A 25,574-nucleotide genomic window follows, 5' to 3' on the forward strand; every position below is an offset into this window, starting at 1 on the left:
GATTACAGACGCATCGGCATGACAACGTAAGCCGAATCGTCGTTATCGGACTCCTGCACCAGCGCACTGCTGTTGGAGTCGGACAGGATCAGACGAACCTGCTCGGTGGTCATCACGCCCAGTACGTCGAGCAGATAGCTCACGTTGAAGCCGATTTCCAGAGAGCCACCGTTGTATTCCACGCCCACTTCTTCTTCCGCTTCTTCCTGCTCCGGGTTGTTGGCCTGGATTTTCAGCTGACCGCTGGCCAGTTGCAGACGGATGCCGCGGTACTTCTCGTTGGACAGAATCGCGGTACGGCTGAACGCTTCACGCAGCGCCTGGCGGTCGCCGAGAACCAGCTTATCGCCGCCCTTCGGCAGAACGCGCTCGTAGTCCGGGAACTTGCCGTCGACCAGTTTCGAGGTGAAGGTGAATTCGCCGGTGGTCGCGCGGATGTGGTGCTGACCCAGGACGATGCTGACGTTGCCATCCGGCTCGGTGAGCAGGCGTGCCAGTTCGAGAATACCTTTGCGCGGCACGATCACCTGGTGACGATCCTGTTGACCGATGTCGGCCTGCATCGAGCACATCGCCAGACGGTGGCCGTCGGTAGCTACGGCACGAATCACACCGGTCGACACTTCCAGCAACATGCCGTTGAGGTAGTAACGCACGTCCTGCTGGGCCATGGCGAAACTGGTGCGCTCGATCAGGCGACGCAGCTTGCTCTGATCCAGGCTGGTAGTCAGCGAGCCCGGGCCTTCTTCCACAGTCGGGAAGTCATTGGCCGGCAGGGTCGACAAGGTGAAGCGGCTACGGCCGGCCTTCACCACCAGCTTCTGCTCGTCGACCTTGATGTCGATCAGCGCATCGTTCGGCAAGCTCTTGCAGATATCCATCAGCTTGCGCGCAGGCACGGTGATGGAGCCTGTTTCGGCCGGCTCTTCGAGCTGCACGCGACCGACCAGCTCGACTTCCAGGTCGGTACCGGTCAGCGACAGTTGCTGGCCATCGACGACCAACAGCACGTTGGACAGTACCGGCAAGGTCTGTCGGCGCTCGACGACGCCTGCGACCAGTTGCAGGGGTTTCAACAGGGCTTCGCGTTGAATGGTGAAATGCATGGTCTAGTCCCTTGCCTTAATAAGCTGCGCTGGTGTTCATCAAGTGGTCAGAGTACGCAGCAGGTTCTTGTAGTCCTCGCGGATGTCCGCGTCGGATTCCTTAAGTTCGTTGATCTTGCGGCAGGCGTGCAACACCGTCGTATGGTCGCGACCGCCAAACACATCGCCGATTTCCGGCAGGCTGTGGTTGGTCAGTTCCTTGGACAGAGCCATGGCGACCTGACGCGGGCGAGCGACCGAGCGCGAACGGCGCTTGGACAGCAAGTCGGAGATCTTGATCTTGTAGTACTCGGCGACGGTGCGCTGAATGTTATCCACAGAGACCAGTTTGTCCTGCAACGCCAACAGGTCTTTCAGGGATTCGCGAATCAGCTCGATGGTGATGTCACGGCCCATGAAGTGCGAGTGGGCAATCACGCGTTTCAGCGCGCCTTCCAGCTCACGGACGTTGGAGCGAATGCGCTGGGCAATGAAGAACGCCGCATCGTGTGGCAACTCGACTTTGGCCTGGTCGGCCTTCTTCATCAAGATGGCCACGCGGGTTTCCAGCTCCGGCGGCTCGACGGCAACGGTCAGGCCCCAGCCGAAGCGGGATTTGAGGCGTTCTTCAAGGCCTTCGATTTCTTTCGGGTAGCGGTCACTGGTGAGAATGACCTGCTGACCACCTTCAAGCAGGGCGTTAAAGGTGTGGAAAAACTCTTCCTGGGAACGCTCCTTGCGGGCGAAGAACTGAATGTCGTCGATCAGCAGGGCGTCCACCGAACGGTAGAAGCGCTTGAACTCGTTGATCGCGTTCAGTTGCAGTGCCTTGACCATGTCGGCCACGAAACGCTCGGAATGCAGGTACACGACCTTGGCATTCGGGTTCTTCTTTAATAGATGGTTACCCACCGCATGCATCAAGTGCGTTTTACCCAGACCGACGCCGCCATAAAGGAAGAGCGGGTTGTAACCGTGCTTTGGGTTGTCTGCCACTTGCCAGGCCGCCGCACGGGCGAGCTGGTTGGATTTACCTTCGACGAAGTTTTCGAAGGTGAAGGTGCGGTTCAGGTAGCTGGTGTGCTTGAGCGCGCCTTCTACCTGCACGGTGCGTTGTTCGGCACGCACTGGCGCTTGCTGCGAAGCCGCGCCGGCCATCGGATCGAAGCTGTCGCGGGACGGCTCTTCGCTGACTTCCTCGGTTTTCTGCGTCGCACGCTTGGCCGGGGTTGGAGCCGGTGCTGGTGCCGGAGCGCTGACGGGTGCGGCATTGGCCTGAGCCAGGGATGCAGCAGCGGCGGCCAACGGTGCATTCGGCGCAGCACGCGGCGCAGAACTGCGCTTGCTGCCTATTAATAAGGAGAGCGACGGCGCCAGGCCGTTGCCATGCTCATCCAGCAGTTCAAGGACGCGCCCCAGGTACTTTTCGTTGACCCAGTCCAGAACAAAACGGTTCGGTGCGTAGACACGCAACTCGTCGCCTTCGGCTTCGACCTGTAATGGACGGATCCAGGTGTTGAATTGTTGGGCTGGCAGCTCTTCGCGCAAAAGCTCCACGCACTGCTGCCAAAGTTCCACTGACACGGAAATCCCCTAATTGAAAGCCGGTGAGGCAAAAACAAGCGGCCATTGTAGCGGCGGGACGTTCACTTATCCACATGCAGGTTGCCCGGTGGGCATGATTTATCAATGCCTTAACCGGTGAAAAAGCGACCGACGGTGTGTGAATAAGCTCTGTGGATAACCGTAGCTGAGGGCACTGGACAACTGGGGGCGAAACTCGGTGGACAAGTCGCCTGTGGATAACAGCACTTTCCACACACAGGTTATCCGATAGCGCAGCACAGGCTGAACACGGTTTTCCACCGTAGTTGTCATTCTCTGTACATCACGCCGAACAAGGCCTCAGATCAGTTATCCACAGAAGGTGGCTGTCCTAGCTTTTACAAGCTTTACAGAAAAGCTTTAAATAGTTCCCTTCTTTATTTTTATGTCTGGCGAACAAGGTTTCGAGCTGGAGGCATCAGAGATCTATTTATAAGGAAACGTTGGTTGGAAATTGACCTATTGCCTTGCTTTCTCTAGAATCCCCGGTCTCTTAAAACGGGGGCCATTCCGGCCCGTTGTGGACGAACCAGGTAACACGACATGAAACGTACTTTCCAACCAAGCACTATCAAACGCGCTCGTACCCACGGTTTCCGTGCTCGCATGGCTACCAAGAACGGTCGTGCCGTACTGTCGCGTCGTCGCGCCAAAGGCCGCGCACGTCTGGCAGTTTGATAATCCGGCACTGGAGGTGAGTCAGGACTTCAGTCGGGAAAAGCGTCTGCTTACCCCCCGGCATTTCAAGGCAGTCTTTGACTCCCCTACCGGCAAGGTTCCGGGGAAAAATCTCCTGCTCCTTGCACGCAACAACGATCTCGATCACCCCCGTCTCGGACTGGTTATCGGGAAAAAGAGCGTAAAGCTCTCCGTTGAGCGCAATCGCCTCAAACGTCTGATGCGCGAATCGTTTCGCCTGCACCAGGATTCACTGGTCGGCTGGGACATCGTTATCGTCGCGCGCAAAGGTTTGGGTGACGTAGAAAACCCCGAATTGATTCAGCATTTCGGCAAACTCTGGAAGCGTCTGGCACGCAACAAGCCGGTACCAGCAGTCAAAACCGAAACTGTAGGGGTAGACAGTCCAGATGCGTAAACTGGCACTCGTTCCGATCCAGTTTTATCGCTACGCCATTAGTCCCCTGATGGCCAGTCACTGTCGTTTCTACCCCAGTTGTTCTTGCTACGCGTATGAAGCCATCGAAAATCATGGCCTTCTGCGCGGTGGCTGGCTGACCTTTCGTCGTTTAGGTCGCTGTCATCCGTGGAATCCCGGTGGTTATGACCCGGTTCCACCTATCCCTACCTCCCGTTCTTCTTCGATGGCCGAGTAATCATGGATATCAAACGCACGATCCTGATCGTCGCCCTGGCAATCGTGTCCTACGTCATGGTTCTTAAATGGAACCAGGACTATGGTCAGGCTGCCCTGCCGACTCAGAATGTTGCTTCCAGTACGACTACATCCGGTTTGCCGGACACCGCCACTGGCAATAACGCTGCAGCCAGTGACGATATTCCGCGCGCCGCAAGCGATACCAGCGCACCTGCCGAAACACCGGTCGCCGCCAGCAAGGATCTGATCCAGATCAAAACCGACGTGCTCGATCTGGAGATCGATCCACAGGGCGGTGACGTTGCGCAACTGACCTTGCCACTGTATCCGCGTCGTCAGGATCGTCCGGATGTTCCGTTCCAGCTGTTCGACAACGGCGGCGAGCGTACTTATCTGGCACAAAGCGGTCTGATCGGCACCAACGGTCCGGACGCCAGTCCGGCCGGTCGTCCGGTTTACGCGTCGGAGAAGAAAAGTTATCAACTGGCTGACGGTCAGGACCAATTGGTCGTCGACCTGAAGTTCAGCAAGGACGGCGTCAACTACATCAAGCGTTTCACCCTGAAACGTGGCCTGTATGACGTGACCGTCACTTATCTGATCGACAACCAGAGCGCACAGCCCTGGTCCGGTTCGATGTTTGCCCAGCTGAAACGCGATGCAAGCGCCGATCCTTCGTCGACCACAGCTACCGGCACCGCGACTTACCTGGGTGCCGCCCTGTGGACAAGTTCCGAGCCGTACAAGAAAGTGTCCATGAAAGACATGGACAAAGGTCAGCTCAAGGAAACCGTTACCGGTGGCTGGGTAGCCTGGCTGCAACACTACTTCGTGACTGCATGGGTTGCTCCGAAGGGCGAAAACAACATCGTCCAGACCCGTAAAGACAGCAAAGGCAACTACATCATCGGTTACACCGGTCCTTCGCTGACCGCTGCACCGGGTGCAAAAATCGAGACCAGTGCTGTTCTGTACGCTGGCCCGAAAAGCCAGGCTGTACTGAAAGAGTTGTCCCCAGGTCTGGAACTGACCGTCGACTACGGCATTCTGTGGTTCATTGCGCAGCCAATTTTCTGGCTGCTGCAACATATCCACGCCATTGTCGGCAACTGGGGCTGGTCGATCATCTTCCTGACCATGCTGATCAAGGGGATTTTCTTCCCGCTGTCGGCCGCCAGCTATAAGTCGATGGCCCGCATGCGCGCCGTGGCTCCGAAACTGGCTGCACTGAAAGAACAACATGGCGATGACCGGCAGAAAATGTCGCAAGCCATGATGGAGCTGTACAAGAAAGAGAAGATCAATCCGCTGGGCGGCTGCTTGCCGATCCTCGTGCAGATGCCGGTTTTCCTTTCCCTGTACTGGGTTCTGCTCGAAAGCGTTGAAATGCGCCAGGCGCCGTTCATGCTGTGGATTACCGACCTGTCGATCAAGGATCCGTTCTTCATCCTGCCGATCATCATGGGCGCGACCATGTTCATCCAGCAGCGTCTGAACCCGACTCCTCCGGATCCGATGCAGGCGAAGGTGATGAAAATGATGCCAATCATCTTCACTTTCTTCTTCCTGTGGTTCCCGGCTGGTCTGGTGCTGTACTGGGTTGTGAACAACTGCCTGTCGATTGCCCAACAGTGGTACATCACGCGTAAGATCGAAGCGGCGACGAAAAAAGCCGAGGCGTAACTTACTCTGTGGATAACACCACTCAAAACGCCCCCTAGTGGGGCGTTTTGCTATCTGCCATTTTTGTCTGGATACCGGTTTATGAGCGCACCTCGTGAAACCATCGCAGCCGTCGCTACCGCCCAGGGCCGTGGCGGCGTGGGCATCGTTCGAATTTCCGGGCCGCTGGCCAGCGTTGCGGCCAAAGCCATCAGCGGCCGCGAACTGAAACCGCGGTTTGCCCACTACGGCCCCTTCTTCAGTGACGATCAACAGGTGCTGGATGAAGGTCTGGCGCTGTATTTCCCCGGGCCGAACTCGTTCACGGGTGAAGATGTACTGGAACTGCAGGGCCACGGTGGCCCGATCGTTCTGGACATGTTGCTCAAGCGTTGCCTGGAACTGGGTTGCCGTCTGGCCCGTCCGGGGGAATTCAGCGAACGCGCCTTCCTCAACGATAAACTCGACCTGGCTCAGGCCGAGGCCATCGCCGACCTGATCGAAGCCAGTTCTGCACAGGCTGCACGTAACGCCTTGCGTTCCTTGCAGGGCGCGTTTTCCCAGCGTGTGCATAACCTCACCGAACAACTTATCGGTCTGAGGATTTACGTTGAGGCAGCCATCGATTTCCCGGAAGAAGAGATCGACTTCCTCGCCGATGGCCATGTATTGAGCATGCTCGACAAGGTACGCGACGAGTTATCCACCGTACTGCGTGAAGCCGGGCAGGGTGCGCTGCTGCGTGATGGCATGACGGTGGTGATTGCCGGTCGTCCGAATGCCGGCAAGTCGAGTCTGCTCAACGCATTGGCCGGTCGAGAAGCCGCCATCGTGACGGAAATCGCCGGCACGACCCGGGATATCCTGCGCGAACATATCCACATCGATGGCATGCCGCTGCATGTCGTAGATACCGCCGGTTTGCGTGATACCGACGACCATGTGGAAAAGATCGGCGTCGAACGTGCGTTGAAAGCCATTGGCGAAGCCGATCGGGTACTGCTGGTGGTCGATGCCACAGCACCGGAAGCTGCAGATCCGTTCGCGTTATGGCCTGAATTCCTCGAAACCCGACCAGATCCGGCAAAGGTCACCCTGATTCGCAATAAAGCGGATCTCACCGGTGAAGCGATTGCCCTGGAAGTCAGCGACGATGGCCATGTCACCATCAGCCTGAGCGCCAAGGCTGCCGGCGAAGGCCTGGATCTGCTGCGCGATCACCTGAAGGCCTGCATGGGTTACGAGCAGACCTCGGAAAGCAGCTTCAGTGCACGCCGCCGCCACCTGGAAGCGCTGCGTCATGCCAGCGCGGCCCTGGAACACGGTCGTGCACAGCTGACTCAGGCAGGGGCTGGCGAACTGTTGGCAGAAGATCTGCGTCAGGCTCAGCAGTATCTCGGGGAAATTACCGGGGCGTTCAGCTCCGATGATCTGCTGGGACGGATCTTTTCCAGCTTCTGCATCGGTAAATAACCCTTCTGTTGTCCACAGACAGGTCCATTCGCGGCCTGTCTGTTTCTCCTTCTCGCATTCCTTCTTTTCCAGTGCCGGGCAGATTCCTTCTCCCTGAGCGGATTTCACCTGTCCGTTGCATGCTCATTCATCCGATTTCTGTGGATTAAGCCCTGTGAATAACTGCCGCTGAGGGCAGTTGATAACAGGGCCTGAAATCTGAACATAACTGCCTCTGTGGATAACCACTCCATTCATCCACAGGCTTACACCGGTTATCCAAGGGCCTCATGGCCACATGGGCACAGGGTTTTGAATCTCTGTACATATTGAAAATAAAGGCCTGTATCAATCTATCCACAGAAATCACGGGCAGTAAGAATAAGCTTTAAAACAAAGGTTTTATAAATTTCTCTCTTTTTTATTCTTTTAACCGCGAGTTCTCCACAGCTGGTTAAATTTTGTGCAAAGGGTTCTTTAGGAAGGGCGAAGTCCCTATACTTGTCGACCAGGTCCAGAAACCTGATCTCAAACTATTCCTGAATTACCTACTTAAGCAGGCACGAGGTGCGTGGTGGATTTCCCTTCCCGTTTTGAAGTGATCGTCATCGGCGGCGGTCATGCCGGTACCGAGGCAGCACTGGCCTCAGCACGCATGGGTGCAAAAACCCTTCTGCTGACGCATAACGTGGAAACCCTCGGTGCCATGAGTTGCAACCCGGCCATCGGCGGCATTGGCAAAAGTCATCTGGTCAAGGAAATCGATGCCCTTGGCGGCGCGATGGCCATTGCTACCGATATGGGTGGCATCCAGTTTCGCGTGTTGAACAGCCGTAAAGGCCCGGCCGTACGTGCAACCCGTGCGCAAGCCGACCGGATTCTTTACAAGGCGGCTGTCCGCGAAATTCTGGAAAACCAGCCGAACCTGTGGATATTTCAGCAGGCCGCCGACGACCTGATCGTCGAGCAGGAACAAGTACGCGGTGTTGTCACACAAATGGGTCTGCGTTTCTTCGCCGATTCCGTGGTGTTGACCACCGGTACCTTCCTGGGCGGACTTATCCACATCGGTTTGCAGAATTTTTCCGGCGGTCGCGCCGGTGATCCGCCATCGATCGCCCTGGCGCATCGTCTGCGTGAACTGCCGCTGCGTGTCGGTCGCCTGAAAACCGGTACGCCACCGCGTATCGACGGCAAGTCTGTGGATTTCTCGGTGATGACCGAGCAGCCAGGCGATACGCCGATCCCGGTGATGTCGTTCATGGGCAACAAGGAACAACATCCACGGCAAGTCAGTTGCTGGATTACTCATACCAACGCCCGCACCCACGAAATCATTGCCGCGAACCTCGACCGTTCGCCGATGTATTCCGCTGCCGGCGAGATCGAAGGCATTGGTCCGCGCTATTGCCCGTCCATCGAAGACAAGATTCATCGCTTTGCCGACAAGGAAAGCCATCAGGTGTTCATCGAGCCGGAAGGCCTGACCACCCATGAGCTGTATCCGAACGGGATATCCACAAGCCTGCCGTTCGACGTGCAATTGCAGATCGTGCAATCGATTCGCGGCATGGAAAACGCGCACATCGTGCGTCCGGGTTATGCGATCGAGTACGACTACTTCGATCCGCGCGACCTGAAGTACAGCCTGGAAACCAAAGTCATCGGCGGTCTGTTCTTCGCTGGCCAGATCAATGGCACCACCGGTTACGAAGAGGCCGGCGCCCAGGGTTTGCTGGCTGGTGCGAACGCCGCATTGCGTGCCAAAGGCAAAGAAGCCTGGTGCCCGCGTCGCGATGAGGCGTACATCGGGGTATTGGTCGACGACCTGATCACCCTCGGCACCCAAGAGCCGTACCGCATGTTCACTTCCCGTGCCGAGTACCGCCTGATTCTGCGCGAGGACAACGCCGACCTGCGTCTGACCGAAAAAGGTCGCGAACTGGGTCTGGTCGATGACGCGCGCTGGGCAGCGTTCTGCAAGAAGCGCGAAAACATCGAGCTGGAAGAGCAGCGCCTGAAAAGCACCTGGGTTCGCCCGGGCACCCAGCAGGGCGATGCAATTGCAGAAAAATTCGGCACGCCGCTGACTCACGAATACAACCTGCTCAATCTCTTGAGCCGTCCGGAAATCGACTACGCTGGTCTGGTCGAAGTGACCGGGCAGGGCGCGGAAGATCCACAGGTCGCCGAGCAGGTCGAGATCAAGACCAAATACGCCGGTTACATCGACCGTCAACAGGACGAAATCGCCCGTCTGCGTGCAAGCGAAGACACGAAACTGCCTGTGGATATCGATTACACCAACATTTCCGGTCTCTCCAAGGAGATCCAGAGCAAGCTGGGTGCCACGCGTCCCGAGACGCTGGGCCAGGCTTCGCGGATCCCGGGTGTGACCCCGGCAGCGATATCGCTGTTGATGATTCATTTGAAAAAACGCGGCGCGGGCCGTCAGTTGGAGCAAAGCGCTTGAGTTCTAAGGTCACTTCGCAACACGCCGAAGAGTTATCCACAGGAGCCCGTGAGCTCGGTGTCAATCTCACTGAAACCCAGCACGAATTGCTGCTGGGTTATCTGGCCCTGTTGATCAAATGGAACCAGGCCTACAACCTGACTGCCGTTCGCGATCCGGACGAAATGGTTTCCCGTCACCTGCTTGATAGTCTCAGCGTGATGTCGTTCATCGAAAACGGCCGCTGGCTGGATGTCGGCAGCGGCGGCGGCATGCCGGGGATCCCTTTGGCGATCCTGTACCCGGACTCGCAAGTGACCTGCCTGGACAGCAACGGCAAGAAAACCCGCTTCCTGACTCAGGTCAAACTCGAACTCAAACTGGACAACCTGCAAGTTATCCACAGTCGCGTTGAAGCGTTCCAGCCTGCCCAGCCATTCAACGGGATCATTTCCCGGGCATTCAGCAGCATGGAGAACTTCACCAACTGGACTCGCCACCTCGGCGATGCCGATACGCGCTGGCTGGCAATGAAGGGCGTTCATCCGGCCGATGAGCTGGTAGCATTGCCGGCAGACTTCAAACTCGATAGCGAACACGCCCTGGCCGTACCCGGTTGCCAAGGCCAACGCCATCTGCTGATACTGCGCCGCACGGCATGATTGGGAACACAAGCAAGAATGGCTAAGGTATTCGCGATAGCGAACCAGAAGGGTGGTGTGGGCAAGACCACCACCTGCATCAACCTCGCAGCATCCCTGGTCGCGACCAAGCGCCGGGTGCTGTTGATCGATCTCGATCCACAGGGCAACGCCACCATGGGTAGCGGTGTGGATAAACATGGCCTGGAAAACTCGGTCTACGACCTGCTGATCGGCGAATGCGATCTGGCCCAGGCCATGCACTTTTCGGAACATGGCGGTTATCAACTGCTTCCGGCCAACCGGGATCTGACGGCGGCCGAAGTGGTGCTGCTGGAAATGCAGATGAAGGAAAGCCGTCTGCGCAGCGCGCTGGCGCCGATCCGTGAAAACTACGATTACATCCTGATCGACTGCCCGCCGTCGCTGTCGATGCTCACACTGAACGCACTGGTCGCCGCTGACGGGGTGATTATCCCCATGCAGTGCGAGTACTTTGCGCTCGAAGGTTTGAGTGACCTTGTGGATAACATCAAGCGCATCGCCGAACTGCTGAACCCGAACCTGAAAGTCGAAGGCCTGCTGCGGACCATGTATGACCCGCGTCTGAGCCTGATGAACGATGTATCGGCCCAGCTCAAGGAACACTTCGGCGATCAGCTGTACGACACCGTCATCCCGCGCAACATCCGTCTGGCCGAAGCACCGAGCTACGGCATGCCGGCGTTGGCCTACGACAAGCAATCGCGTGGCGCGCTGGCCTATCTGGCCCTGGCGGGCGAGATGGTTCGCCGTCAGCGCAAAAATTCACGCATCGCCGCTGCCCAGCCAACTTAAGGAATCCCCATGGCCGTCAAGAAACGAGGTCTCGGACGAGGACTGGATGCACTGCTGAGCGGTCCGACTGTCAGCTCGCTGGAAGAACAGGCGGCGCAGGCTGACAGCCGTGAGTTGCAGCACCTGCCGCTGGACCTGCTGCAACGTGGCAAGTATCAGCCACGCCGGGACATGGATCCGCAGGCGCTGGAAGAACTGGCGCAGTCGATCAAGACTCAAGGCGTGATGCAGCCGATCGTGGTTCGCCCGATTGGTGGCGGTCGCTTTGAAATCATCGCCGGTGAGCGCCGCTGGCGTGCCAGCCAGCAGGCCGGGCAGGAAACCATTCCGGCGATGGTCCGTGACGTGCCGGATGAAACGGCGATCGCCATTGCGCTGATTGAGAACATCCAGCGCGAAGACTTGAACCCGATCGAAGAAGCGGTGGCCCTGCAGCGCTTGCAGCAGGAATTCCAGCTCACCCAGCAACAGGTGGCCGAGGCTGTGGGTAAGTCCCGTGTCACGGTGGCCAACCTGTTGCGCCTGATTGCATTGCCGGAAGTCATCAAGACCATGCTGTCCCACGGCGACCTGGAAATGGGTCATGCCCGTGCATTGCTCGGTCTGCCGGACAATCAGCAGGTGGAAGGGGCGCGACATGTTGTCGCACGCGGCCTCACCGTGCGCCAAACCGAGGCACTGGTTCGTCAGTGGCTGAGTGGCAAACCCGAGCCTGTTGAACCTGCCAAACCCGACCCGGATATCGCGCGCCTCGAGCAGCGTCTGGCAGAGCGCCTAGGCTCTGCGGTGCAGATCCGCCACGGGAAGAAAGGAAAGGGTCAGTTGGTGATCGGTTACAACTCCCTCGATGAGCTTCAGGGTGTGCTTGCACACATCCGCTGAAACAATTCCTCTTGTAGCGCGCAGTCGGAAATCACTACCTGACAGTTGAATAGGGGCAGAACCGCCCCTATACTCTGCGCGCATTTTGTCGGCACAAATTATGCCAAGTTATTGAATTTCGGCAGCCGACCATTGGAGAGCAATAGTGATGGAAACCCGCAAGCCAAACCGCCTGCCGTTCCATCGCCTGGCGGTTTTTCCGGTGTTGATGGCTCAATTTGTCATTTTGCTCATTGCCGCTTTGGCGCTCTGGCAATGGCACGGAGTCGTTGCCGGATACTCGGGACTTTGCGGAGGCCTGATAGCCTTGCTGCCCAATGTTTATTTCGCTCACAAGGCATTTCGGTTTTCCGGCGCCCGAGCAGCCCAGTCCATCGTCCGGTCTTTCTATGCCGGCGAGGCAGGCAAACTGATTTTGACGGCAGTGCTGTTTGCACTGGTGTTTGCAGGTGTGAAGCCACTGGCGCCGATCGCTGTATTCGGCGCCTTCGTGCTGACTCAGTCGGTCAGCTGGTTCGCTCCCCTGCTGATGAGAACAAGACTTTCGAGACCTTAGGGCGTTTGAGGCAACCATGGCAGAAACAACCGCTTCGGGCTATATCCAGCACCACTTGCAGAACCTGACCTTCGGTCAGCTACCCAACGGCGGCTGGGGCTTTGCCCACACCGCAGCAGAAGCCAAGGAAATGGGCTTCTGGGCTTTCCACGTCGATACCCTCGGCTGGTCGGTCGCACTGGGTCTGATCTTCGTCATTCTTTTCCGCATGGCGGCCAAGAAGGCGACTTCCGGTCAGCCAGGTGCACTGCAGAACTTCGTTGAAGTCCTGGTCGAATTCGTCGATGGCAGCGTGAAAGACAGCTTCCATGGCCGTAGCCCGGTGATCGCACCGCTGGCACTGACCATCTTCGTCTGGGTGTTCCTGATGAACGCCGTCGACCTGGTACCGGTCGACTGGATTCCTCAGCTGGCCATCCTGATCTCCGGCGACCACCACATCCCGTTCCGTGCCGTGTCGACTACCGACCCGAACGCGACCCTGGGCATGGCGTTCTCGGTTTTCGCACTGATCATTTTCTATAGCATCAAGGTCAAGGGCCTCGGCGGCTTCATCGGCGAGCTGACCCTGCACCCGTTCGGCAGCAAGAACATCTTCGTTCAGGCCCTGCTGATCCCGGTGAACTTCCTGCTGGAATTCGTGACCCTGATCGCCAAACCGATCTCTCTGGCTCTGCGTCTGTTCGGCAACATGTATGCCGGCGAGCTGGTGTTCATCCTGATCGCTGTAATGTTCGGCAGCGGCCTGCTCTGGCTCAGCGGCCTGGGCGTTGTCCTGCAGTGGGCGTGGGCTGTGTTCCACATCCTGATCATCACCCTGCAGGCGTTCATCTTCATGATGCTGACCATCGTCTACCTGTCGATGGCGCACGAAGAAAACCATTAAGACCAGTCTCGACTAGTCTGATGTCCTTCCCGGTAAAACGGGGAGGGGCTCCTCACGGGGCACCATGAAACGATTTGTTTTACCGCTTTAATCTAAAAAACCTAAACCATACGACGTAAAAGTCGGGAGGAAAGATGGAAACTGTAGTTGGTCTAACCGCTATCGCTGTTGCACTGTTGATCGGCCTGGGCGCACTGGGTACCGCAATTGGTTTCGGCCTGCTGGGCGGCAAGTTCCTGGAAGGCGCAGCGCGTCAGCCAGAAATGGTTCCAATGCTGCAAGTTAAAATGTTCATCGTTGCCGGTCTGCTCGACGCCGTAACCATGATCGGTGTTGGTATCGCTCTGTTCTTCACCTTTGCGAACCCGTTCGTTGGTCAAATCGCTGGCTAATCATTCGGACTTTCCGAGTGATTTGGTGTGATGGACAACGTAACTGCGAGGTGTTGGCGTGAACATTAATGCGACCCTGATTGGCCAGTCCGTTGCGTTCCTGATTTTTGTACTGTTCTGCATGAAGTTCGTATGGCCTCCGGTCATCGCAGCTCTGCACGAACGTCAAAAGAAGATCGCTGATGGTCTGGACGCTGCCAGCCGTGCAGCTCGCGACCTGGAGTTGGCCCAAGAGAAAGCGGGTCAGCAACTGCGCGAAGCGAAAGCTCAGGCAGCTGAAATCATCGAGCAAGCCAAGAAACGCGGTAACCAGATTGTCGAAGAGGCCGTTGAAAAGGCCCGTGTCGACGCTGACCGTGTGAAGGTTCAGGCTCAAGCCGAGATCGAACAGGAACTGAACAGTGTCAAAGACAAGCTGCGCGCCCAAGTGGGCTTGCTGGCTGTCGGCGGCGCCGAGAAGATCCTGGGTGCCACAATCGATCAAAACGCGCACGCAGAGCTGGTTAACCAACTGGCTGCTGAAATCTAAGCGAGGGCGATCATGGCAGAACTGACCACGTTGGCCCGACCTTACGCTAAGGCGGCCTTCGAGCACGCTCAGGCCCACCAGCAACTGGCCAATTGGTCAGCCATGCTCGGCCTGGCTGCAGCGGTGTCGCAAGACGACACCATGCAGCGCGTGCTCAAGGCCCCGCGACTGACGAGCGCAGAAAAGGCCGCCACGTTCATTGACGTGTGCGGCGACAAGTTTGATGCCAAGGCACAGAACTTCATCAATGTCGTTGCCGAAAACGACCGTCTCCCGCTTCTGCCGGAGATCGCTGCTCTTTTCGACCTGTACAAGGCCGAACAAGAGAAATCGGTAGACGTTGAAGTGACCAGTGCTTTTGCATTGAACCAAGAACAGCAAGACAAACTCGCCAAGGTTCTCAGTGCACGACTCAACCGGGAAGTGCGCCTGCAAGTTGCGGAGGATGCTGCCCTCATAGGTGGTGTCGTTATCCGCGCCGGCGACCTGGTTATCGATGGCTCGATTCGCGGCAAAATCGCGAAACTTGCCGAAGCATTGAAATCTTGAGTTTGAAGGGGCAGCAGAGCAATGCAGCAACTCAATCCTTCCGAAATAAGTGAAATTATCAAGGGCCGCATCGAAAAGCTCGATGTGACCTCCCAAGCCCGTAACGAAGGCACTGTCGTCAGCGTATCTGACGGTATCGTGCGGATTCACGGTCTGGCCGACGTCATGTACGGCGAGATGATCGAGTTTCCGGGCGGCGTCTACGGTATGGCCCTCAACCTGGAGCAAGACTCCGTAGGTGCCGTTGTACTGGGCGCATACACGACTCTGGCTGAAGGCATGAGCGCCAAGTGCACCGGCCGCATCCTCGAAGTTCCGGTTGGTAAGGAACTGCTGGGTCGCGTTGTCGACGCACTGGGTAACCCTGTTGACGGCAAAGGTCCACTGGGCAACACCGAGACCGACGCGGTCGAGAAAGTTGCTCCGGGCGTGATCTGGCGTAAGTCGGTAGACCAGCCTGTACAGACTGGCTACAAGGCTGTCGATGCCATGATCCCTGTCGGCCGTGGCCAGCGTGAGCTGATCATCGGTGACCGTCAGATCGGTAAGACCGCTCTGGCGATCGACGCGATCATCAATCAGAAAGACAGCGGCATTTTCTGCGTCTACGTGGCAATCGGTCAGAAGCAATCGACCATCGCCAACGTGGTTCGCAAGCTGGAAGAAAACGGTGCACTGGCTAACACCATCATCGTTGCAGCGAGCGCTTCGGAATCTGCAGCACTGCAGTTCCTGGCTCCGTACTCCGGTTGCACCATGGGCGAATTCTTCCGTGACCGCGGTGAAGACGCGCTGATCGTTTATGACGATCTGTCCAAGCAAGCAGTGGCTTACCGCCAGATTTCCCTGCTGCTGCGCCGTCCACCAGGCCGTGAAGCTTACCCAGGCGACGTGTTCTATCTCCACTCCCGTCTGCTGGAGCGCGCATCCCGCGTTTCGGAAGAGTACGTAGAGAAGTTCACCAACGGCGCAGTGACCGGCAAAACCGGTTCCCTGACCGCACTGCCGATCATCGAAACCCAGGCTGGCGACGTTTCCGCGTTCGTTCCGACCAACGTGATTTCCATCACCGACGGTCAGATCTTCCTGGAATCGGCCATGTTCAACTCGGGCATCCGCCCTGCAGTGAACGCCGGTGTTTCGGTATCCCGTGTGGGTGGTGCCGCTCAGACCAAGATCATCAAGAAGCTGTCCGGTGGTATCCGTACCGCTCTGGCTCAGTACCGTGAACTGGCGGCATTCGCCCAGTTCGCTTCTGACCTGGACGAAGCGACCCGCAAGCAACTTGAGCATGGTCAGCGCGTTACCGAGCTGATGAAGCAGAAGCAATACGCACCTATGTCGATCGCTGACATGGCGCTGTCGCTGTATGCCGCTGAGCGTGGGTTCCTGACTGACATTGAAATCGCCAAGATCGGCAGCTTCGAACAAGCGCTGATTGCTTTCTTCAACCGCGATCACGCCGACTTGATGGCGAAGATCAACGTTAAAGGTGACTTCAATGACGAAATCGACGCTGGCCTGAAGGCTGGTATCGAGAAGTTCAAGGCCACCCAAACCTGGTAAGCCGCAGCGGGAGCCGCAAGGCTCCCGCTTGCTAACCTGATAGGTGTTACATGGCAGGCGCAAAAGAGATTCGCAGTAAGATTGCGAGCATCAAAAGCACGCAAAAAATTACCAGCGCCATGGAAAAAGTGGCGGTCAGCAAAATGCGCAAGGCACAAATGCGCATGGCTGCTAGCCGTCCTTATGCGGAGCGTATCCGCCAGGTAATTGGGCATCTGGCCAACGCCAACCCGGAATACCGCCATCCGTTCATGATCGACCGCGCCATCAAGCGCGTCGGCTATGTCGTGGTGAGCAGTGACCGTGGTCTGTGCGGCGGCTTGAACACCAACCTGTTCAAGGCCCTGGTCAAGGACATGGCGGTAAACCGCGAAAACGGCGTCGAGATTGATCTGTGTGTCGTTGGTAGCAAGGGTGCGGCCTTTTTCCGCAACTTCGGCGGTAACGTCGTTGCAGCTATCAGCCACCTGGGTGAAGAGCCGTCGATCAATGATCTGATCGGCAGCGTCAAGGTGATGCTGGATGCCTATCTGGACGGCCGTATTGACCGCCTGTCCGTGGTATCCAACAAGTTCATCAACACCATGACGCAACAGCCTACCGTGGAGCAGTTGATTCCACTGGTAGCGACCCCGGATCAGGATCTCAAGCACCACTGGGACTACCTCTACGAACCAGACGCCAAAGAGCTGCTTGACGGCTTGATGGTGCGTTACGTGGAGTCGCAGGTGTACCAGGCGGTGGTCGAGAACAACGCGGCCGAACAAGCTGCGCGGATGATCGCGATGAAGAACGCTACCGACAACGCCGGTGATTTGATCAGCGATTTGCAGCTGATCTACAACAAGGCGCGTCAGGCTGCGATCACCCAAGAGATCTCGGAAATCGTCGGCGGCGCTGCCGCGGTTTAACGGTTCAAATATTCAGAGGATCCAGCTATGAGTAGCGGACGTATCGTTCAAATCATCGGCGCCGTTATCGACGTGGAATTTCCACGCGACAGCGTACCGAGCATCTACGACGCCTTGAAGGTTCAAGGCGCCGAAACCACTCTGGAAGTTCAGCAGCAGCTGGGCGACGGCGTGGTTCGTACCATTGCGATGGGCTCCACCGAAGGCTTGAAGCGCGGTCTGGACGTCAACAACACTGGCGCAGCCATCTCCGTACCGGTCGGTAAAGCGACTCTGGGCCGGATCATGGACGTACTGGGCAACCCGATCGACGAAGCTGGCCCGATCGGCGAAGAAGAGCGCTGGGGTATCCACCGCGCCGCTCCTTCCTTCGCGGAACAAGCCGGTGGCAACGAGCTGCTGGAAACCGGCATCAAGGTTATCGACCTGGTTTGCCCGTTCGCCAAGGGCGGTAAAGTCGGTCTGTTCGGTGGTGCCGGTGTAGGCAAGACCGTAAACATGATGGAACTGATCCGTAACATCGCCATCGAGCACAGCGGTTATTCCGTGTTCGCCGGTGTGGGTGAGCGTACTCGTGAGGGTAACGACTTCTACCACGAGATGAAGGACTCCAACGTTCTCGACAAGGTAGCGCTGGTCTACGGTCAGATGAACGAGCCACCAGGAAACCGTCTGCGCGTAGCGCTGACCGGCCTGACCATGGCCGAGAAGTTCCGTGACGAAGGTAACGACGTTCTGCTGTTCGTCGACAACATCTATCGTTACACCCTGGCCGGTACCGAAGTATCCGCACTGCTGGGCCGTATGCCTTCGGCAGTAGGTTACCAGCCGACCCTGGCTGAAGAGATGGGCGTGCTGCAAGAGCGCATCACTTCGACCAAGCAAGGTTCGATTACTTCGATCCAGGCCGTATACGTACCAGCGGACGACTTGACTGACCCGTCGCCAGCGACCACGTTTGCTCACCTGGACGCCACCGTCGTTCTGTCCCGTGACATCGCTTCCCTGGGTATCTACCCGGCGGTAGACCCACTGGACTCGACTTCGCGTCAGCTGGACCCGAACGTGATCGGCAACGATCACTACGAGACCGCTCGCGGCGTTCAGTACGTGCTGCAGCGTTACAAAGAGCTGAAGGACATCATCGCGATCCTGGGTATGGACGAGCTGTCGGAAGCCGACAAGCAGTTGGTAAACCGTGCTCGTAAGATCCAGCGCTTCTTGTCGCAGCCGTTCTTCGTGGCTGAAGTCTTCACCGGTGCTTCGGGTAAATACGTTTCCCTGAAAGACACCATTGCTGGCTTCAAAGGCATCCTCAACGGTGACTACGACCACCTGCCAGAACAAGCGTTCTACATGGTCGGCGGCATCGAAGAAGCGATCGAGAAAGCCAAGAAACTGTAATCCCGGCGCCCGGCAACGGGCGCTCATTTAGGTTGAGGCAATCAGATGGCTATGACAGTCCATTGCGATATCGTCAGCGCGGAAGGAGAAATCTTTTCCGGCCTGGTCGAGATGGTGATTGCGCACGGTGCTCTGGGTGATCTTGGTATCGCTCTGGGTCACGCGCCGCTGATCACGAATCTCAAGCCGGGTCCGATCCGCCTGATCAAGCAAGGCGGGGAAGCCGAGGTGTTCTACATCTCCGGTGGTTTCCTCGAGGTTCAGCCGAACATGGTCAAGGTGCTTGCCGATACCGTGCAACGTGCCGCCGACCTGGATGAAGCTCAGGCTCAGGCAGCTCTCAAGGCAGCCGAGGCCGCTCTGCATGAGAAGAGCGCAGATTTCGACTACGGAGCTGCGTCCGCACGTCTGGCCGAGGCTGCAGCTCAGCTGCGCACCGTCCAGCAGATCCGCAAGAAGTTTGGCGGTTAATCCGTCAGCCACTTGTTGTGCGATTGATAAAAAAGGGTAGCCTCGGCTACCCTTTTTTCTTTTCAGAATTCTACAAACCCGGTCGCAGTTGCTGACCACCCAGGATTGGTAGCCAGTCATGTCTCTTGAAATCGTTATCCTCGCGGCCGGCCAAGGCACCCGCATGCGTTCGGCACTGCCGAAAGTGCTGCACCCGATTGCCGGCGACTCCATGCTCGGCCATGTTATCCACAGTGCCCGTCAACTCGATCCACAGCGCATTCACGTGGTCATCGGCCATGGCGCCGATGTCGTGCGCGAGCGCCTGGCCGCCGATGATCTCAATTTCGTGCTGCAGGACAAGCAATTGGGCACCGGCCATGCCACCGCACAGGCTGTGCCGTTCATTACGGCCGACACCGTGCTGATTCTCTACGGTGACGTGCCGTTGATCGAAGTCGAAACCCTGCAGCGACTGCTCAAGCATGTCGTTCCCGGTCAGATGGGGTTGCTCACCGTCGAACTGGATGACCCGACTGGCTACGGGCGCATCGTGCGCGATGCGAACGGCAAGGTTGCGGCAATCGTCGAGCACAAGGATGCCACTGAAGCGCAACGCGCGATTACAGAAGGCAATACCGGGATTCTCGCAGTGCCTGCCAGTCATCTGGCTGACTGGATGAGTCGCCTGTCGAACAACAACGCCCAGGGTGAGTACTACCTGACCGACGTGATCGAAATGGCGGTTGGTGATGGCCTGGTGGTAGCGACTGAGCAACCCCACGATCCGATGGAAGTGCAGGGCGCCAACGATCGCAAGCAACTGGCCGAGCTGGAGCGTCATTATCAGTTGCGTGCCGGCCGCCGCTTGATGGCGCAGGGCGTGACTCTGCGTGATCCGGCCCGGTTTGATGTGCGTGGTGAAGTGACCGTTGGTCGCGATGTGCTGATCGACATCAACGTGATTCTCGAAGGCAAGGTTGTCATCGAAGATGACGTGGTGATCGGCCCGAACTGTGTGATCAAGGACAGCACCCTGCGCAAGGGCGTTGTCATCAAGGCCAACAGTCATATCGAAGGCGCAGTGCTGGGTGAAGGCAGCGATGCCGGCCCGTTTGCACGCCTGCGTCCGGGCACCGTGCTGGAAGCTCGCGCCCATGTGGGTAACTTCGTCGAACTGAAAAACGCCCGCATGGGCGAGGGCGCCAAGGCCGGACACCTGACTTATCTGGGTGATGCCGAGATCGGTGCCCGTACCAACATCGGCGCCGGCACCATCACCTGCAACTACGATGGCGCCAACAAGTGGAAAACCGTGTTGGGCGAAGACGTGTTTATCGGCTCCAACAACTCGCTGGTGGCGCCTGTGGATATCTCTGCCGGTGCAACCACCGCAGCCGGTTCGACCATCACTCAGAATGTGGATAACGCCCAGCTGGCCGTCGGTCGTGCGCGGCAGAAGAACATCGATGGCTGGAAGCGGCCGGAGAAGATCAAGAAGAGCTGAGTTATCCACAGCGCTTCAATCAAAAGGATCGCTGCCCTGGGCAGCGATTTTTTTTCATCCCCAGCTTGACGACTTTGCGTCGATAGGTTTTGATTTCTTCCGTTATCTTTCGAAACGAAACTTACCAAGCCATGTCGAAACGCAATACGCCCCAACGTCGCCACAACATACTGGCCTTGCTCAACGAGCAGGGCGAAGTGAGTGTCGACGAGCTCGCCAAGCGTTTCGAAACCTCGGAAGTTACGATTCGCAAGGATCTGGCCGCGCTGGAAAGCCATGGTCTGCTGCTGCGCCGTTATGGCGGAGCGATCACCATGCCCCAGGAACTGGTGGCCGATGTCAGTCAGAACGTTTCCAAGTACAAACAGGCGATTGCCCGCGCGGCGGTGACACGTATTCGCGAGCACGCCCGGATCATCATCGACAGCGGCAGCACCACCGCCGCGATGATTCCCGAACTCGGCCAACAGCCGGGGCTGGTGGTGATGACCAACTCCCTCCACGTCGCCAATGCCCTGAGCGAACTCGAACATGAACCTGTCCTGCTGATGACCGGCGGTACCTGGGATCCCCATTCGGAATCCTTTCAGGGCCAGGTCGCCGAGCAGGTACTACGCTCTTACGACTTCGATCAGTTGTTCATCGGTGCCGACGGCATCGATCTGGTGCGTGGCACCACCACCTTCAATGAGCTGCTCGGTTTGAGCCGGGTAATGGCGGAAGTGGCGCGGGAAGTGATCGTGATGGTCGAGGCCGACAAGATCGGCCGCAAGATTCCAAACCTGGAGCTGCCATGGAGCAGCGTCCATACCCTAATCACCGATGATCGCCTGCCGCAGGAGGCACGGGATCAGATTCAGGCTCGCGGTATCAATTTGATTTGCGCGACGGTCAGTCAGGAGAAATAAGCATGTGTGGAATTGTCGGCGCGGTAGCTGAACGTAATATCACCGCCATCCTGGTCGAAGGCCTTAAGCGCCTCGAATACCGGGGTTATGACAGTGCCGGTGTGGCGGTGTACACCAATGACGGCACGCTGGAGCGCACCCGTCGTGTGGGCAAGGTCAGCGAACTGGACGCAGCCCTGGCGGAACACCCGCTGGTTGGCCGTCTCGGCATTGCCCACACCCGTTGGGCAACCCACGGTGCGCCGAGCGAACGCAATGCTCACCCGCATTTCTCCGGCAACGTCGCAGTGGTGCACAACGGCATCATCGAAAACCATGAAGCGCTGCGCGAACAGCTCAAGGCGCAGGGTTACGTGTTCTCTTCCGACACCGACACCGAAGTCATCGCTCACCTGCTGACCGAAAAACTCAAGAACCTGCCGGACCTGACCGATGCCCTGAAGGCAACCGTCAAGGAACTGCATGGCGCCTACGGTCTGGCGGTCATCCACGCGCTGCAACCGGATCGTCTGGTCGCTGCCCGCAGCGGCAGCCCGCTGGTGATCGGCCTGGGTCTCGGCGAGAACTTCCTCGCTTCCGACCAACTGGCCCTGCGTCAGGTCACTGACCGTTTCATGTACCTGGAAGAGGGCGATATCGCCGAAATCCAGCGCGACAAGGTGCAGATCTGGGACGTGACCGGCAAAGCCGTCGAGCGCCAGACCGTGCAGTACACCGACGGTGCCGAAGCCGCCGACAAAGGTGAGTTCCGCCACTACATGCTCAAGGAAATCCATGAGCAGCCATCCGTGGTACAGCGCACCCTGGAAGGTCGCCTCAGCCCGAACCAGGTGTTGGTGCAGGCGTTCGGCCCACAAGCGGCTGAACTGTTCGCCAAAGTCCGCAACGTGCAGATCGTCGCGTGCGGCACCAGTTATCACGCCGGCATGGTTGCCCGTTACTGGCTCGAAGAGCTGGCCGGAATTCCGTGCCAGGTCGAAGTCGCCAGTGAGTTCCGCTACCGCAAGGTCGTGGTGCAGCCGGACACGCTGTTCGTCACCATCTCCCAGTCCGGCGAAACCGCCGACACCCTGGCCGCGCTGCGCAACGCCAAGGAGCTGGGTTTCCTGGGTAGCCTGGCAATCTGCAACGTCGGCATCAGTTCGCTGGTGCGCGAATCCGACCTGACCCTGCTGACCCAGGCCGGTCGCGAAATCGGCGTGGCCTCGACCAAGGCGTTCACCACGCAACTGGTTGGCCTGCTGTTGCTGACTCTGTCTCTGGGCCAGGTGCGCGGCACGCTGGGCAAAGACGTTGAAGCCACGCTGGTCGAAGAACTGCGTCGCCTGCCAACCCGTCTGGGCGAAGCGCTGGCCATGGACAGCACCGTGGAAAAGATCGCCGAACTGTTCGCCGACAAGAACCACACCCTGTTCCTCGGGCGTGGCGCGCAATACCCGGTCGCGATGGAAGGGGCCCTGAAACTCAAGGAAATCTCGTACATCCACGCCGAAGCTTATCCTGCCGGCGAACTGAAACATGGCCCGCTGGCGCTTGTGGATAACGACATGCCGGTGGTCACCGTGGCGCCGAACAACGAACTGCTCGAGAAGCTCAAATCCAACCTGCAGGAAGTCCGTGCCCGTGGCGGCGAACTGATCGTGTTTGCTGACGAGAAGGCCGGGATGACCAACGGCGAAGGCACCCATGTGGTACAGATGCCGCACATCCACGACATCCTGTCGCCGATTCTCTACACCATCCCGCTGCAACTGCTGTCGTATTACGTCGCCGTGCTCAAGGGCACTGACGTGGACCAGCCGCGTAACCTGGCTAAGTCGGTGACGGTGGAATAAGTTATCCACATTGGTATCCAGCAATTGATCCTACGAAATAAAGTCTGTCGGAAATGGATAAAGGCTGTCGCTAGCACCGATGCCGCAGGGGGCGGCAGCTAGCGAAGCTTTCTTCTGCTTACACTTACCCGCGTACTCGAATTCAGAGAAATTGGAAGGTGGCGGTGATGGATCGACCCCAGTCGTCAATGCTTAATGGTTGACAACACCGTCACCCAGCAGTACCTTTGGACTCGTGATGTGGCGGAAGGACAATCCCCACGTAAAAAAAAGAAATGTCCAAACGAAAGTTGTGGCGGTAGGTTGAACCCCACGTAAAAAAAAGAAATCGCCACTCGAAAGCACAGAAAAAGCCCTTCAAAAGAAGGGCTTTTTTTTTACCTGGGGAAAGCAATAGCGATGCAACTGAGGAAACTGGAAGACCTCTTCTACGACGAGAACACTCACCTCGTGGAGGTTCTGGACAAGGATGCAGGCGGGTGGGTCGGCGGCAATAAGACCCGCGGGTACGGCATCGTAGTGTTTGAGGTGCGCGGCTTGACGTTCGGCATCCCTCTGCGTTCCCACGTGGCTGTATCGAACAAACACTGCTACCTAACGAAAGGGCAGAAGGGCTTGGACTTCAGCAAGGCAGTATTGTTGACCAAGGAAGCCTATATCGCCGACGAGGTGTTTCGGATCCCCGGAGCTGAGTACCAGAAGCTTCGTGATAACGAGTATGTCATCGAGAAAAAATTTCAGCGGTATGTGGACCGGTACATCAAGCTATGCACGGAAACTCCAGAGTCCACCGTGCTTGGCTACGAATACCGCTTCAGCACCCTGGTCAACTACCACGTCGAGCTGGGGATCGTGGAACAGGCGGGTGCTGCAGCTCCAGCACAGGCCCCGGCGACTGCGCTTGTAGAGTGACGCTTGCGCTTTACACCTAAAGGGAAGGGGTATATATAGCGCGTCCAGGCATAAGGGCCTGGCCTGAAGGGGAATACCTCTGTGCAGAAGCGCAGCCAAGGAGTCGTTATGCCCGATACACCCGAGAAAGAGGCAGCGATCGCTCGTCTGCTGGAGTTGGAGCAGATCCTAGCAGCAGCCGAAAAGGACCTGGCAGACTGGCGGGATTATGACTACCGTCGCCGCGACGGCAGCATGCGCCAAGACCAGATGCACGAAGAAGAAGGTCGGAGAATGCGCGACGCGGTTTATCACGCACGTCAGGCTGTGGAAGCTCAAAAGCTGGTGATCGCAAAGTTGTCCTGAGATCTACCCTGCAACTCCAGAAGCCCGCACTGGGGCTTCTTTTGCCCGCCGGAAATGAAAAACCGCCACAGCAAGCTGTGACGGTTTTTTACCCTGCCGACTCCTACTTAAACGAAATCGTCATGGTGGTCATGCGTGCTCTACAACCTAGAGCAAGCAGCGGAGATCGCCATCCGCGCCATCGCAGAATGGCGGATGGAGGCGAAGTCTGATGCCTATGTGGTGATCAAGGCCCAGGACATGGCATATGAGCAGCGGGGCCGCCCACAGAATGTTTTACTCCACAGCGATCATGGCAGCCAAAATGGCAGCCGGGCTTCAGTCAAGTAGTAGATAAGCGTCCAGCAATCGTTATAGGAGAAGAGGGCTGCGCGCCTTAACTCAAGGTCCGCTGTATAAAGGCCTCGCGACCAAGTTGCTCACAGATGAGCCCGTGCTTCGGCGCTTGTGTCAAATTATCGATGGCAGTTCGATGCATGCATGAAGCTGTGTCTATCTATGATGCCGCACGGCAGCATTGGTCTTGCTAGCAAGCTCAATGTTTCCGCTGGGTGTGTTGTGTCAACTATGATGTAAGCAACCCAAACAGCCCCAGCTTGGGGTTTCCAGGCTGTGGGATGTTTCCCACTTTTTGTTACCGAACACCCCAGCGCGGTGCAATGCCACGCTCCTGTAACAGCCTCTCTGCTTTCAAAAAGCGCCCCTTCGAAAAAAATTCAATCACTCGATGCCCTGTGATTTCGGTGTCTTCACCGATGTCCGCTGGGTTTGTCGAACAGCTTCTCCATAAGTTGGCCGTTCAATTGCATATGCTTGTATGTACAAGTAAAGACGTATGCATACGAGTTGAAAGAAACCGAGCATCTCGTCCA

Annotated in this window: 26 protein-coding genes; 24 read left to right on the forward strand and 2 right to left on the reverse strand. The window is 57.5% G+C overall.

The window, feature by feature from the left end; genetic code table 11:
* Positions 1-2: 2 nt before the first annotated feature.
* Complete coding sequence (dnaN, locus tag ACKLNA_RS27435; protein WP_085733897.1) at positions 3-1,106, reverse strand: DNA polymerase III subunit beta; 1,104 nt, start codon at positions 1,104-1,106, stop codon at positions 3-5.
* A gap of 39 nt (positions 1,107-1,145) precedes the next feature.
* Positions 1,146-2,669: a chromosomal replication initiator protein DnaA gene (gene dnaA, locus ACKLNA_RS27440; protein WP_085713096.1), complete on the reverse strand. Its 1,524-nt coding sequence runs from the start codon at positions 2,667-2,669 to the stop codon at positions 1,146-1,148.
* 564 nt (positions 2,670-3,233) lie between these two features.
* Here dnaA and rpmH point away from each other — a divergent pair.
* The 24 genes from rpmH (at position 3,234) to ACKLNA_RS27560 (ending at position 25,032) form a co-directional block, all read left to right on the forward strand.
* Positions 3,234-3,368, forward strand: a complete 135-nt coding sequence (rpmH, locus tag ACKLNA_RS27445) for a 50S ribosomal protein L34 (protein WP_003213577.1) — start codon at positions 3,234-3,236, stop codon at positions 3,366-3,368.
* Between the two features lie 16 nt (positions 3,369-3,384).
* Positions 3,385-3,786: a ribonuclease P protein component gene (rnpA, locus tag ACKLNA_RS27450; RefSeq protein ID WP_011336726.1), complete on the forward strand. Its 402-nt coding sequence runs from the start codon at positions 3,385-3,387 to the stop codon at positions 3,784-3,786.
* Positions 3,779-4,024, forward strand: a complete 246-nt coding sequence (gene yidD, locus ACKLNA_RS27455) for a membrane protein insertion efficiency factor YidD (protein ID WP_010465488.1) — start codon at positions 3,779-3,781, stop codon at positions 4,022-4,024. Before rnpA ends, yidD begins: the two co-directional genes overlap by 8 nt.
* A 2-nt stretch (positions 4,025-4,026) precedes the next feature.
* Entirely contained in the window at positions 4,027-5,709 is a 1,683-nt protein-coding gene (yidC, locus tag ACKLNA_RS27460) for a membrane protein insertase YidC (protein ID WP_408987700.1), read from the forward strand.
* 81 nt (positions 5,710-5,790) lie between these two features.
* Positions 5,791-7,161 carry a tRNA uridine-5-carboxymethylaminomethyl(34) synthesis GTPase MnmE gene (gene mnmE, locus ACKLNA_RS27465; RefSeq protein ID WP_408987701.1) on the forward strand — a complete coding sequence of 457 codons (1,371 nt, stop codon included), beginning with the start codon at positions 5,791-5,793 and terminating at the stop codon, positions 7,159-7,161.
* A 553-nt stretch (positions 7,162-7,714) separates the two neighbouring features.
* Positions 7,715-9,613 (forward strand): tRNA uridine-5-carboxymethylaminomethyl(34) synthesis enzyme MnmG, encoded by a 1,899-nt coding sequence (gene mnmG, locus ACKLNA_RS27470; RefSeq protein ID WP_408987702.1) that lies wholly within the window; start codon positions 7,715-7,717, stop codon positions 9,611-9,613.
* On the forward strand, positions 9,610-10,254 hold the full coding sequence (gene rsmG / locus ACKLNA_RS27475; protein WP_007911906.1) for a 16S rRNA (guanine(527)-N(7))-methyltransferase RsmG: 645 nt from the start codon (positions 9,610-9,612) through the stop codon (positions 10,252-10,254). The genes mnmG and rsmG overlap by 4 nt, the downstream gene beginning before the upstream one ends.
* An 18-nt stretch (positions 10,255-10,272) precedes the next feature.
* Complete coding sequence (locus tag ACKLNA_RS27480) at positions 10,273-11,070, forward strand: ParA family protein (protein WP_085713099.1); 798 nt, start codon at positions 10,273-10,275, stop codon at positions 11,068-11,070.
* A 9-nt stretch (positions 11,071-11,079) separates the two neighbouring features.
* Complete coding sequence (locus ACKLNA_RS27485) at positions 11,080-11,952, forward strand: ParB/RepB/Spo0J family partition protein (RefSeq protein WP_085713100.1); 873 nt, start codon at positions 11,080-11,082, stop codon at positions 11,950-11,952.
* A gap of 148 nt (positions 11,953-12,100) precedes the next feature.
* Positions 12,101-12,508, forward strand: coding sequence for a F0F1 ATP synthase subunit I (locus tag ACKLNA_RS27490; protein ID WP_003229783.1), 408 nt, complete (start codon positions 12,101-12,103; stop codon positions 12,506-12,508).
* Between the two features lie 16 nt (positions 12,509-12,524).
* The gene (gene atpB, locus ACKLNA_RS27495) at positions 12,525-13,394 is read left to right on the forward strand and encodes a F0F1 ATP synthase subunit A (RefSeq protein WP_085686128.1); all 870 of its coding nucleotides are present in this window, start codon (positions 12,525-12,527) and stop codon (positions 13,392-13,394) included.
* A gap of 134 nt (positions 13,395-13,528) precedes the next feature.
* On the forward strand, positions 13,529-13,786 hold the full coding sequence (gene atpE, locus ACKLNA_RS27500) for a F0F1 ATP synthase subunit C (RefSeq protein WP_003097235.1): 258 nt from the start codon (positions 13,529-13,531) through the stop codon (positions 13,784-13,786).
* Between the two features lie 58 nt (positions 13,787-13,844).
* Positions 13,845-14,315, forward strand: coding sequence for a F0F1 ATP synthase subunit B (locus ACKLNA_RS27505; protein ID WP_007954149.1), 471 nt, complete (start codon positions 13,845-13,847; stop codon positions 14,313-14,315).
* Positions 14,316-14,327: 12 nt separating this feature from the next.
* Positions 14,328-14,864 carry a F0F1 ATP synthase subunit delta gene (locus ACKLNA_RS27510; RefSeq protein WP_007911956.1) on the forward strand — a complete coding sequence of 179 codons (537 nt, stop codon included), beginning with the start codon at positions 14,328-14,330 and terminating at the stop codon, positions 14,862-14,864.
* Positions 14,865-14,885: 21 nt separating this feature from the next.
* On the forward strand, positions 14,886-16,430 hold the full coding sequence (gene atpA, locus ACKLNA_RS27515; RefSeq protein WP_085606310.1) for a F0F1 ATP synthase subunit alpha: 1,545 nt from the start codon (positions 14,886-14,888) through the stop codon (positions 16,428-16,430).
* 50 nt (positions 16,431-16,480) lie between these two features.
* Entirely contained in the window at positions 16,481-17,341 is an 861-nt protein-coding gene (atpG, locus tag ACKLNA_RS27520; protein ID WP_008084419.1) for a F0F1 ATP synthase subunit gamma, read from the forward strand.
* A 27-nt stretch (positions 17,342-17,368) separates the two neighbouring features.
* The gene (atpD, locus tag ACKLNA_RS27525; protein WP_007954162.1) at positions 17,369-18,745 is read left to right on the forward strand and encodes a F0F1 ATP synthase subunit beta; all 1,377 of its coding nucleotides are present in this window, start codon (positions 17,369-17,371) and stop codon (positions 18,743-18,745) included.
* 45 nt (positions 18,746-18,790) lie between these two features.
* Positions 18,791-19,216, forward strand: a complete 426-nt coding sequence (locus ACKLNA_RS27530) for a F0F1 ATP synthase subunit epsilon (RefSeq protein ID WP_007954164.1) — start codon at positions 18,791-18,793, stop codon at positions 19,214-19,216.
* Between the two features lie 118 nt (positions 19,217-19,334).
* On the forward strand, positions 19,335-20,702 hold the full coding sequence (gene glmU / locus ACKLNA_RS27535) for a bifunctional UDP-N-acetylglucosamine diphosphorylase/glucosamine-1-phosphate N-acetyltransferase GlmU (protein WP_408987703.1): 1,368 nt from the start codon (positions 19,335-19,337) through the stop codon (positions 20,700-20,702).
* Between the two features lie 131 nt (positions 20,703-20,833).
* Positions 20,834-21,610, forward strand: a complete 777-nt coding sequence (locus ACKLNA_RS27540; RefSeq protein ID WP_085713102.1) for a DeoR/GlpR family DNA-binding transcription regulator — start codon at positions 20,834-20,836, stop codon at positions 21,608-21,610.
* Positions 21,611-21,612: 2 nt separating this feature from the next.
* A complete protein-coding gene (glmS, locus tag ACKLNA_RS27545) occupies positions 21,613-23,445 on the forward strand; it encodes a glutamine--fructose-6-phosphate transaminase (isomerizing) (protein WP_408987704.1) in 1,833 nt (610 codons plus the stop codon).
* A 399-nt stretch (positions 23,446-23,844) separates the two neighbouring features.
* Entirely contained in the window at positions 23,845-24,357 is a 513-nt protein-coding gene (gene tenpIN / locus ACKLNA_RS27550) for a type III toxin-antitoxin system TenpIN family toxin (RefSeq protein ID WP_408987705.1), read from the forward strand.
* Positions 24,358-24,465: 108 nt separating this feature from the next.
* On the forward strand, positions 24,466-24,702 hold the full coding sequence (locus ACKLNA_RS27555) for a hypothetical protein (protein ID WP_408987706.1): 237 nt from the start codon (positions 24,466-24,468) through the stop codon (positions 24,700-24,702).
* Between the two features lie 135 nt (positions 24,703-24,837).
* Entirely contained in the window at positions 24,838-25,032 is a 195-nt protein-coding gene (locus ACKLNA_RS27560; RefSeq protein ID WP_408987707.1) for a hypothetical protein, read from the forward strand.
* The last annotated feature ends 542 nt before the right edge of the window (positions 25,033-25,574 follow it).

This window comes from Pseudomonas sp. UV AK001, from assembly GCF_046097675.1.
GTDB lineage: Bacteria > Pseudomonadota > Gammaproteobacteria > Pseudomonadales > Pseudomonadaceae > Aquipseudomonas > Aquipseudomonas kribbensis.

Excerpts from the sequence above, each read along its gene's own strand:
- dnaN (WP_085733897.1), bottom strand. The coding sequence starts at position 1,106 with ATGCATTTCACCATTCAACGCGAAGCCCTGTTGAAACCCCTGCAACTG.
- rpmH (WP_003213577.1), top strand. The coding sequence starts at position 3,234 with ATGAAACGTACTTTCCAACCAAGCACTATCAAACGCGCTCGTACCCAC.
- yidD (WP_010465488.1), top strand. The coding sequence starts at position 3,779 with ATGCGTAAACTGGCACTCGTTCCGATCCAGTTTTATCGCTACGCCATT.
- yidC (WP_408987700.1), top strand. The coding sequence starts at position 4,027 with ATGGATATCAAACGCACGATCCTGATCGTCGCCCTGGCAATCGTGTCC.
- mnmE (WP_408987701.1), top strand. The coding sequence starts at position 5,791 with ATGAGCGCACCTCGTGAAACCATCGCAGCCGTCGCTACCGCCCAGGGC.
- ACKLNA_RS27480 (WP_085713099.1), top strand. The coding sequence starts at position 10,273 with ATGGCTAAGGTATTCGCGATAGCGAACCAGAAGGGTGGTGTGGGCAAG.
- ACKLNA_RS27485 (WP_085713100.1), top strand. The coding sequence starts at position 11,080 with ATGGCCGTCAAGAAACGAGGTCTCGGACGAGGACTGGATGCACTGCTG.
- ACKLNA_RS27490 (WP_003229783.1), top strand. The coding sequence starts at position 12,101 with ATGGAAACCCGCAAGCCAAACCGCCTGCCGTTCCATCGCCTGGCGGTT.
- atpB (WP_085686128.1), top strand. The coding sequence starts at position 12,525 with ATGGCAGAAACAACCGCTTCGGGCTATATCCAGCACCACTTGCAGAAC.
- atpE (WP_003097235.1), top strand. The coding sequence starts at position 13,529 with ATGGAAACTGTAGTTGGTCTAACCGCTATCGCTGTTGCACTGTTGATC.
- ACKLNA_RS27510 (WP_007911956.1), top strand. The coding sequence starts at position 14,328 with ATGGCAGAACTGACCACGTTGGCCCGACCTTACGCTAAGGCGGCCTTC.
- atpA (WP_085606310.1), top strand. The coding sequence starts at position 14,886 with ATGCAGCAACTCAATCCTTCCGAAATAAGTGAAATTATCAAGGGCCGC.
- atpG (WP_008084419.1), top strand. The coding sequence starts at position 16,481 with ATGGCAGGCGCAAAAGAGATTCGCAGTAAGATTGCGAGCATCAAAAGC.
- atpD (WP_007954162.1), top strand. The coding sequence starts at position 17,369 with ATGAGTAGCGGACGTATCGTTCAAATCATCGGCGCCGTTATCGACGTG.
- ACKLNA_RS27530 (WP_007954164.1), top strand. The coding sequence starts at position 18,791 with ATGGCTATGACAGTCCATTGCGATATCGTCAGCGCGGAAGGAGAAATC.
- glmU (WP_408987703.1), top strand. The coding sequence starts at position 19,335 with ATGTCTCTTGAAATCGTTATCCTCGCGGCCGGCCAAGGCACCCGCATG.
- ACKLNA_RS27540 (WP_085713102.1), top strand. The coding sequence starts at position 20,834 with ATGTCGAAACGCAATACGCCCCAACGTCGCCACAACATACTGGCCTTG.
- glmS (WP_408987704.1), top strand. The coding sequence starts at position 21,613 with ATGTGTGGAATTGTCGGCGCGGTAGCTGAACGTAATATCACCGCCATC.
- tenpIN (WP_408987705.1), top strand. The coding sequence starts at position 23,845 with ATGCAACTGAGGAAACTGGAAGACCTCTTCTACGACGAGAACACTCAC.
- ACKLNA_RS27555 (WP_408987706.1), top strand. The coding sequence starts at position 24,466 with ATGCCCGATACACCCGAGAAAGAGGCAGCGATCGCTCGTCTGCTGGAG.